We start from the raw sequence: 3,976 nt of genomic DNA, 5'->3' as shown, positions 1-3,976 counted from the left end.
CTGGCCCACATCGCCGACGGCATCCAGGACTCCGGCACCACCCGCCAGGAAGCCCGCACCCTCCTCGCACACCACGCATAGCACGTCGGCTAAAGCACGGTCAAAGGACCGGACCCCGGACAAATCCGGCGTCCGGTCCTTTGGCATAAATCACGTAGAATTAAGGCACTATGGCGAAATCCCCTGATTCCAGCAACTCGACAACATCGGCTGCCGACGCTCCCAAGCGCGGCTTGTTTTCCCGCAAGCCCAAGGAAGCCAAGGCCAAGAAGCCGAGCCAGCTGAAGCAGATCGGCGAGGTCTTCAAGATGACCCGCCGCAATGACCCCATCGTCGTGTGGCTCATGCTGCTGGCGTTCCTCGGCGTCATTGCTGTCAGCTTCATCGTCGGGCTCCTCCTGAACAACTGGGTCACAGGCCTGATCATCGGCATCCCCTTGGGCCTGCTGGCAGCTGTCTTCATCCTCTCGCGCCGCGCGGAACGGGCGGCCTTCGCCCAGATCGAAAACCAGCCCGGAGCTTCCGGTGCGGCTTTGGGGACCCTGCGCCGCGGCTGGATCACGGAGGACCAGCCGGTCGCCGTCAACCCGCGTACCCAGGACGCTGTCTTCCGCGCCATTGGCCGTCCCGGCGTCGTGCTCGTCAGCGAAGGACCTTCGCAACGCGTCAAGCCGCTGGTTGACGCCGAGCGCAAGAAGCTCTCCCGCATCCTGCCGAACGTCACTATTCACGTGATCGAGAGTGGTCGTGGCGAAGGCCAGGTGCCCATCAGCCAGATCGCGAAGACCATGAACAAATACAAGAACGAGCTCACCAAAATTGAGGTCGGCGCTGTCAGCAAGCGAATCTCTTCGCTCGGAAACCGCTTGCCGATCCCCAAGGGCATCGACCCCTACAAGGCACGCCCTGACCGCAAGGCATCACGCGGACGCTAACCAAGACAAACAAAGAGCCGCCCATTCCTGGAATCTCCGGGAACGGGCGGCTTTTTTGTCTGCGTAAAAGTTACATCCGAATGAGAATTGTGTTCATGGCCCTGTCGTGGAGGCCACGCTGGTCAGGATCGAAAACAACCGCGGGAATCACCAGGCACAAGAGGATTGTCCTGACCAAGGCAGCCAAGGGTCCGGCCTGTGTTCCTCCGAGCCGTACGACATGGATCCCCGCAACCCGGTGTCCGATGCTGTAGCCCAGCGTGCCGATGAGAAGGATCTGTTCCACCGCAAAGACGGCAAGTGTGGCCCACTGGTTGCCACCGAAGGCAAAGTTGCTGATCACCAGGGCAATGACCCAGTCGATGCAGATTGCCAGGATGCGACGGCCGGCCCGTGCGATGGAGCCGGGGCCGGACTCGGGCAGGCCGAGCCGTTCTCCCGGGTACTTGGAGATTCCGGACGTGTCCGGCCCTGTGAGCCATGAACCAATATCTTTACGATCAACCACTCTTCAAGCTTACGGCTTCACCATCGCATGCCTGACGGCCCTGGTGCCGGGTGGTGGAACGTTCACAGTGTTCACAAGGAATCAGACACACAGACGTAAGACATAGACTGGCACTGCAGTAGACCAGTAGCGTTTACACGGCAGGCAGTTCTGTAACCTGCTCGAAACAATACTGACACTCCGGGGAAATCCCATTTCCCTAAGGTTGGAGAAGTTGCTAGCGCCGCATCAGGGATACTTTTTTGTTTCCCTGCTTTCGGTTTGCGCTGGACCAGACGGCCTCAGGGGCCTGTTACCTGTTATGCGTTAGGAGCATAGATGTTCAAGACTGCGGACGAAGTCCTCAAGTTCATCAAAGACGAAGACGTTAAGTTCGTCGATATCCGCTTCACCGATCTTCCGGGCGTCCAGCAGCACTTCAATGTGCCGGCCAAGAGCGTCGACGCTGACTTCTTTGTCAACGGTCAACTCTTTGACGGATCTTCCATCCGCGGTTTCCAGGGCATCGCCGAGTCCGACATGCAGCTCATCCCGGACGTAACCACGGCCTTCATCGACGCCTTCCGCGTGGAGAAGACCCTCGCGTTGAACTTCTCAATCGTGAACCCGCGCACTGGCGACCCGTACCACCGCGACCCGCGCGGCGTTGCCGAAAAGGCCGAAGCTTACCTGGCCTCCACGGGCATTGCGGACACGGCATTTTTTGCTCCCGAAGCTGAGTTCTACGTCTTCGACAACGTTCAGTTCGAGTCCTCGCCGCAGGGTTCCTTCTACAAGGTCGACTCGATTGAAGCTCCTTGGAACACGAGCCGTGAAGAAGAAGGCGGAAACCTCGGTTACAAGACTCCCTTCAAGGGCGGCTACTTCCCGGTTTCCCCGGTTGACCACCAGGCTGACCTCCGTGACGCCATGTGCATCGCGCTGGACGAAGCAGGCCTCGAAGTCGAGCGCTCGCACCACGAAGTCGGCGCCGCCGGCCAGGCCGAGATCAACTACAAGTTCACTACGCTGGTGCACGCTGCCGACGACCTTCAGAAGTTCAAGTACGTCATCAAGAACACCGCGTGGGAGTACGGCAAGTCCGTAACTTTCATGCCGAAGCCGATCTTCGGTGACAACGGCTCGGGCATGCACTGCCACCAGTCCCTGTGGAGCAACGGCGAGCCGCTGTTCTACGACGAAAAGGGCTACGCAGGCCTCTCGGACATGGCACGCTGGTACATCGGCGGCCTGCTGAAGCACTCCTCGGCTGTGCTTGCCTTCACCAACCCGACGGTCAACTCCTACCGCCGCCTGGTCAAGGGCTTCGAAGCTCCGGTCAACATGGTCTACTCGCAGGGCAACCGCTCTGCCGGTATCCGCATCCCGATCACGGGTTCCAACCCGAAGGCCAAGCGCATCGAGTTCCGCGCTCCGGATGCCGCCTCCAACCCGTACCTGGCATTCGCTGCACAGCTCATGGCTGGCATCGACGGCATCCGCAACCGCATCGAGCCCCCGGCTCCGATCGACAAGGACCTGTACGAACTGCCTGCCGAGGAAGCCAAGGACATCCCCAAGGCTCCGGGTTCCCTTGAGGAAGCACTGGCCGCGCTGGCTGAGGACAACGAGTTCCTGCAGGCCGGCGGCGTCTTCACCCAGGACCTGATCGACACCTGGATCGAGTACAAGTACGAGAACGAGATCCGTCCGCTGTCGCTGCGCCCGAACCCGTACGAGTTCGAGCTCTACTACGGCGTCTAGTAACACCGCAAGAGGCAAATGAAGGGCCACAGTTCATTGTGAACTGTGGCCCTTTCCTTTTAACGACCCCGGAAATTCACGCGTGAAAAAGGACGGCTGTGTCCGTCAAGACACAGCCGTCCTTGGTGTAAAGGTCCCGGACCGCCAGGGTCGGACCCCCAATTTTTCCTACACCCGCCGGCGCCCACTAATCAACCGGAAGAGGAAGACGATAATCGCCAAGACGATCAGTATCGGGGCGATCCAGAGAAGGAATCCCAGGGCCTTTACGGTGCCGCCAATGATAAAGAAAAGGATCGCGATGACCGCGACGATTCCGAGGATGACATTCATGATGTACCTTCCGTTTCAGTCGTAAACATTCTGATGATTGCCTTTATCGCTGTGCAAACCTCAGCAACCTTACTGTAAGCATGCTTATTACTCCAATCCGCCGCCCGCCGCGAGCTGGCGCGCGGCATCCGCTTCGTTGACCCATCAGCAAGCGCCTGACCCTCGCTCACTAATGACGGCCCTTCCCGGGACCCTCGCTCAGATATAGCGGCTCTCCCCCAAACCCTCGCTCAGATATAGCGGCTCTCCCCCAAACCCTCGCTCACCTATGACCGCGTTTCCTCAAACGCTCGCTCACCAATGACCGCCTCCCCCGGGACGCTCGCTCACATAAATTGAGGAACATGTCCACCTTGGGTCGTATCTGCAGGAGCCGAAAATTGTCAAGCTGTGTGGAGTCACTGGGCTGGTTTTTGGGGTGTTTTGGTCTTGGGGAGGTTGATTCCGGCGTGTGTGG

Annotated in this window: 4 protein-coding genes; 2 read left to right on the top strand and 2 right to left on the bottom strand. The window is 59.3% G+C overall.

All coding sequences use genetic code 11. The features are described from left to right. Positions 1-170: 170 nt before the first annotated feature. On the top strand, positions 171-935 hold the full coding sequence (locus NFJ07_RS25400) for a DUF4191 domain-containing protein (RefSeq protein WP_269998859.1): 765 nt from the start codon (positions 171-173) through the stop codon (positions 933-935). 70 nt (positions 936-1,005) lie between these two features. On the opposite strand, the gene NFJ07_RS25395 is transcribed toward NFJ07_RS25400, so the two are convergent. Further along, positions 1,006-1,443 carry an RDD family protein gene (locus NFJ07_RS25395; RefSeq protein WP_269998856.1) on the bottom strand — a complete coding sequence of 146 codons (438 nt, stop codon included), beginning with the start codon at positions 1,441-1,443 and terminating at the stop codon, positions 1,006-1,008. Between the two features lie 318 nt (positions 1,444-1,761). Here NFJ07_RS25395 and glnA point away from each other — a divergent pair, with 318 nt between their 5' ends. Continuing rightward, complete coding sequence (gene glnA / locus NFJ07_RS25390; protein ID WP_269998854.1) at positions 1,762-3,186, top strand: type I glutamate--ammonia ligase; 1,425 nt, start codon at positions 1,762-1,764, stop codon at positions 3,184-3,186. 168 nt (positions 3,187-3,354) lie between these two features. On the opposite strand, the gene NFJ07_RS25385 is transcribed toward glnA, so the two are convergent. Then, positions 3,355-3,519 (bottom strand): DUF2207 domain-containing protein, encoded by a 165-nt coding sequence (locus tag NFJ07_RS25385; RefSeq protein ID WP_148667595.1) that lies wholly within the window; start codon positions 3,517-3,519, stop codon positions 3,355-3,357. Positions 3,520-3,976: the final 457 nt, after the last annotated feature.

Source organism: Arthrobacter sp. B2a2-09, assembly GCF_027587375.1.
GTDB lineage: Bacteria > Actinomycetota > Actinomycetes > Actinomycetales > Micrococcaceae > Arthrobacter.
The sequence above is the reverse complement of the archived record's forward strand: the minus strand, read 5'-3'. Positions and strand labels throughout refer to the sequence as shown.